Raw genomic sequence first — 4896 nt, 5'->3', positions numbered from 1 at the left:
GGCCCTGTTTTGCGGGTGTTTTTTGCTAACAACCGGGTGGTTCTCCACAGTGGGGGGGGGCGCGGTTAGGGGCGCCCCGCCCCGCGCCCCGCCGGCCCGCCCTGCGCCCCGGCGGGCGGGGCAGCACCCCCTGCGCTCGGCGGGCGGGGCACCCTCCGTTCAGCGGGCGCCGGCGCCCCGCGTGACCGTGCCCAGGACGGCGAGCAGCGTCCTGGCCTGCACGTTGACGTAACGGCTGTGCCCGGCCAGCCAGTTCAGCTGCCCCGGCGTGACCCACAGGTATCCCGGGGGTGCCTGGGTGGGTGTCGTCGCCTCGTCGGTCTCCACGATCAGATAGCGGCTCTCGGCGTTGAGGAACCGGCCGCCCTCCTCGGAGTGGACCGTCGAGTACCGCACCCGGGCGGGGGAGGCGTTCAGGAGCGCGTCCAGGAAGGGCGGGCGGTGCTCCGCCGCCGGCGGGGCGTAGTTCGACGGAGCGCACTGCACGGTCGGCGCCAGTTCCACGGTGTCGAGGAAGCCGCCCTCCACCCGCGCGTGCGCCAGGACGTGCGGGACCCCGTCGAACACCCGGTAGGCGAAGCCGACGACCCCCCGCTCCACCGGCTCGATGATCGGCTGGCTCCAGCCGGCGACCTCACGCCCGGCGCCCTCGACCGAGACCGCCACCACCCGGAAGAACCTGCCGTCGGCCCGGCCGACGCTGTGCTCGTCCCGGTGCCATCCGGTGATCTCACCCAGCGGCATCCGGCGGGCGCGGACCTCGTGCCGGGCCCGTTCCCCGGTGAACCAGGTCAGCAGGCCGGAGTCGGACGACAGCGCCCGCGTGCCGTCCGCGAGGGCCGGAGCGCTCGCCAGGACGGTGCGCGCGTCCATGTTCACGACGTTGTCGAGCCAGAGCAGTTCGAGGATCTGTCCGAGGGTGAGCCAGCGGAACGTGTCGTCGGCCGGGACGTCGCCGTCCACCTCGACGATCATGTTGCGGTTGCGTTTGCGGTAGAACCAGGCGCCGTGCTCGGACTGCAGGACGTCGGTGAGGACCCCCTCGCGGCCGGGGTCGAGGAAGTGTTCCAGGTACTTCACCCCCGTGCCCCCGTGGGCCTTGGTGTAGTTGCTGCGGGTGGCCTGCACGGTGGGGGAGAGCTGCACCAGGTTGGGGTTGCCGGGCTCCATCTTCGCCTGCATGAGGAAGTGCAGGACCCCGTCGAACTCCTTGGCCAGGATGCCCAGGATGCCGATCTCCGGCTGCACGATGATCGGCTGCTGCCAGCCGGCGCCGGGCCGGGTGACGTGCAGTCCCTCGACGGTGAAGAACCGTCCGCTGCGGTGGTGCAGGTCGCCGGTGTCCGCGGCGAACGACCACTGGCCGAGCGCGGCGAACGGGATCCGGCTCACCACCGTCCCCGCCGACCGCCGGTACGCCTCCAGCCAGCCCGTCACCTCACCGGTCGCGATGTGCGCCCCCGCCGCCGTCGCCGCGGACCGCGCCAGCCGCTCGGCGATGCCCGCCCGCGAGCGCGCGACCAGCAGGCCCGCCGCGCTCACGGCCGCTCCCCGCTGTCCTTGACCGGCTTCCACCAGCGGGGGTTGTCCCGGTACCAGGCGACGGTCCCGGCCAGCCCCGCCTCGAACGCGGTCAGCGGCCGGTGGCCGAGCTCGCGCTCGATCTTGCCCTGGTCCAGGGCGTAGCGCCGGTCGTGGCCCTTGCGGTCGGTGACGTGCCGGATCATGTCCGGCCCGGCCGCGCACAGCCCGGCGATCCGGTGGGCCAGCGTGAGGTTGTCCACGGCCGTGCCGGCCCCGATGTTGTAGACCTCGCCGGCCCGGCCGCCGGTGAGCACCCGGTGCACGGCCCGGCAGTGGTCGTCCACGTGCAGCCACTCCCTCACCTGGGCGCCGTCCCCGTAGACGGGGACCGGGCGTCCTTCGAGCAGGTTGGTCACGGCCAGCGGGATGAACTTCTCGGGATGCTGGTAGGGGCCGTAGTTGTTGGAGCAGCGGGTCACCGAGAGGTCCAGCCGGTGCGTGCGGACGTACGCCAGGGCCACCAGGTCGGAGGCCGCCTTGGACGCGGCGTAGGGCGAGTTGGGCAGCAGGGGGGACTCCTCGCTCCACTCGCCCTGATCGATGGAGCCGTACACCTCGTCCGTCGAGACGTGCACCACCCGCCCGACACCGGCCGCGAGACACGCGTCGAGCAGCGCCTGGGTGCCCTCCACATTGGTGCGGACGAACACCGCACCGCCCGCCAGGGAACGGTCGACATGGCTCTCTGCCGCGAAGTGGACCACCGCGTCCTGACCGTCGACCACGCCGGCCAGCAGATCCCGGTCGAGGAGGTTGCCGCGCACGAAGGTGAGCCGCGGGTGCGCGGCGGGCAGGTTGTCACGGTTTCCCGCGTAGGTCAGGGCGTCCAGGACCGTGACGTGCGCGTCCTCGTATTCCGGATAACCGCCGTCGAGCAGGGTCCGTACATAGTGCGAGCCGATGAATCCGGCACCGCCGGTGACGAGAATGTTCATGAGACCACGTCGCAGTCGCCGTACCGCGCTCGGAGCATGTCCTCTTCCCCTTTGTTCCGGACGAAGGGGACTCATGACGGGCGTCCCCGTGGGGAAATGCTGAACGGCCGCCCTCGAAACCCTCTCGAAACGTGCTCGAAGGGCTCCCGGGGGCGGCCGCGGACTCAGGCGCAGGCGTCAGCTGTCCTGGAGCAGTCCGACGACGTTGCCGTCCGGGTCGGTGAAGGTGGCCACCCGGCGGCCGCCGCCGACGTCCTTGGCGGGGCCGGTGACCGTGGCGCCCGCGGCGCCCACCTCGGCCAGCTTCGCCTCGATGTCGGCCACGTGCCAGTAGGCGACCTGCGCGTCCTGCGCGCCGGCCGGCACCAGCCCGACGTGCTGGCCCGCGACGTCGAACCCGACGTAGTACTCCGAGTCGGTCTGCGGCTCGATACCGAACAGGACGGCGTACAGCTTCTTGGCCGCTGCCACGTCCGCCACGGGATGCAGCACGGTCTTGATTCCCTGGATGGCCGCGTCAGCCATTTTTGACTCCCGGGGGGTTGGAATTGCGTCGCCTCATGCTAGGGAAATCCGCCGGCCCGCCGCACCTTCGCGCACCAGCGCCTCAAGCGGAGATCCAGGCGTTCTTGAGCATGAGCCGACAGGCCGGTGCCACGCTGCCAGCGCGCTGAATTCAGGAGGGGAATTGTGAGAAGAACTGCGTTGGTCTCAACAGTGGTCGCGGCCGGTCTTCTGGGCCCGGCCGCCGTCCCGGCCGCGGGGGCGGACAAGGCGGCCCCGACGGCCGCGACGGCCGCCGCCCAGGTGGCGTGGGCGCCGTGCCCGGGCGGGGACCCGGTCCTCGGCGACATGCTCAAGGGCCTGGAGTGCGGCACCGTGCGGGTGCCGCTCGACTACGACGACCCCGACGGCCGGCAGATCAGCCTCGCGCTGACCCGGGCCAGGCACACCGTCCCCGACAGCGAGTACAAGGGCGCCGTCATCCTCAACCGCGGCCAGTGGCCCGGCGGCATCGGCCGCGACCTGCCCACCCGGTACGCCGAGGGCACCACCGGCCTGGCCAAGGACGTCGGCGACGCCTACGACTGGATCGGCTTCGACCCGCGCGGCGTCGGCGCCAGCGAACCGTCCGTCGTCTGCGACAGCGACTACCTCGACCCCGGACACGCCCAGCCCGACCCGGTGCCCGCCACACCCGCCGCCGAGCGGGAATGGACGAAGCGGGCCCGCGCGTACGCCGACAGCTGCGGCGAAAAGTACGGCGACGTGCTGCGCCACCTCGGCACCGAGGACGCCGCCCGCGACCTCGACCGGATGCGCATCGCACTCGGCCAGGAGAAGATCACCTACTTCGGCACCGACTGGGGCACCTACCTCGGCTCGATGTACGCCACGCTCTTCCCCCACCGGGTGGACCGCATGGTGCTGGACAGCGTGGTGCGCCCCAGCGGCGTGGGATACCGCAACAGCCTCCGCAAGAACGTGACGTCCGAACGCAACGCCCGGATCTTCTTCGCCTGGGTCGCCCAGTACGACGCCGTCTACCACCTGGGCACCACCGCGGCCGAGGTCGAGGCCAACTACTACGCGGGACAGGACGCGCTGCGCACCGCACCCGTCGACGGCCGGATCGGCCCGTCCGAGTGGGCGGACGTCTTCGAACCGGTCGTCTACCGCAGCTGGACCTGGCTCTCCCGCGCGAAGATCCTCTCCGACTGGGTGGTCGACCAGGACCCGGCCTCGCTGCGCGCCAACTACTCCCCGCCGGGCTTCCCGCACCAGAACCGGCACGCGATGACCAACGCGGTCAACTGCCTGGACGGCCCCTGGCCGACCGACTGGAACCGCTGGCACCGCGACCACACCCGCCAGTACGACGCCGGCAACCGCTTCTTGACCTGGACCAACGCCTGGTACAACGCGCCGTGCGCGTTCTGGCCGGAGCCCGCCAGGAGCGAGCCGCGCGCCATCGGCGACCGCGGGGTCGACGTCCTGCTGGTGCAGCCGCAGTTCGACACCGCGCACGGCACCGCCGGCGCCGCCGAGACGCACCAGCTGTTCCCCAACTCCCGGCTGGTGCTGGAGAAGGGCGGCCACAACGTCGGTGCGGCACTGTCGGCGAACAACAACGCCTGCCTCAACACCTACGTCGGCGACTTCCTGCGGGACGGCACCCGCCCCGCCTCCCGCCAAGGCGTCGACGCCACCTGCGCGGCCTCACCGGATCCGGTCCCCGCGTCCTGACCCGGCACCGGGCGGGCCCCGCACGAACAGCGCCCGGGGGGGCAGGGCGTGGCGGCGGGCGGGGGGCGGGGGTCGACCATGTGCGCAGCAACCGGCGGGCCCCTCGCCCCGCGCGCCCCCCCGGGGGGCG

The 4896-nt window shown here is 72.3% G+C and carries 4 protein-coding genes; 1 reads left to right on the top strand and 3 read right to left on the bottom strand.

All coding sequences use genetic code 11. The features are described from left to right. Positions 1 to 159: 159 nt before the first annotated feature. The 3 genes from ACFWR9_RS39240 to ACFWR9_RS39230 form a co-directional block, all read right to left on the bottom strand. Entirely contained in the window at positions 160 to 1542 is a 1383-nt protein-coding gene (locus ACFWR9_RS39240) for an NDP-hexose 2,3-dehydratase family protein (protein WP_383851459.1), read from the bottom strand. Next, entirely contained in the window at positions 1539 to 2519 is a 981-nt protein-coding gene (gene rfbB / locus ACFWR9_RS39235) for a dTDP-glucose 4,6-dehydratase (protein ID WP_383851458.1), read from the bottom strand. The genes ACFWR9_RS39240 and rfbB overlap by 4 nt, the downstream gene beginning before the upstream one ends. Before the next feature lie 177 nt (positions 2520 to 2696). Next, entirely contained in the window at positions 2697 to 3044 is a 348-nt protein-coding gene (locus tag ACFWR9_RS39230) for a VOC family protein (protein WP_383851456.1), read from the bottom strand. 180 nt (positions 3045 to 3224) lie between these two features. On the opposite strand from ACFWR9_RS39230, the gene ACFWR9_RS39225 reads away from it, so the two are divergent. Then, the gene (locus ACFWR9_RS39225; protein WP_383851454.1) at positions 3225 to 4766 is read left to right on the top strand and encodes an alpha/beta fold hydrolase; all 1542 of its coding nucleotides are present in this window, start codon (positions 3225 to 3227) and stop codon (positions 4764 to 4766) included. Positions 4767 to 4896 lie beyond the last annotated feature (130 nt).

It is taken from the genome of Streptomyces sp. NPDC058534 (assembly GCF_042717365.1).
In the GTDB taxonomy this organism is placed as follows: Bacteria; Actinomycetota; Actinomycetes; order Streptomycetales; family Streptomycetaceae; genus Streptomyces.
The sequence above is the reverse complement of the archived record's forward strand: the minus strand, read 5'-3'. Positions and strand labels throughout refer to the sequence as shown.

Excerpts from the sequence above, each read along its gene's own strand:
- rfbB (WP_383851458.1), bottom strand. The coding sequence starts at position 2,519 with ATGAACATTCTCGTCACCGGCGGTGCCGGATTCATCGGCTCGCACTAT.
- ACFWR9_RS39230 (WP_383851456.1), bottom strand. The coding sequence starts at position 3,044 with ATGGCTGACGCGGCCATCCAGGGAATCAAGACCGTGCTGCATCCCGTG.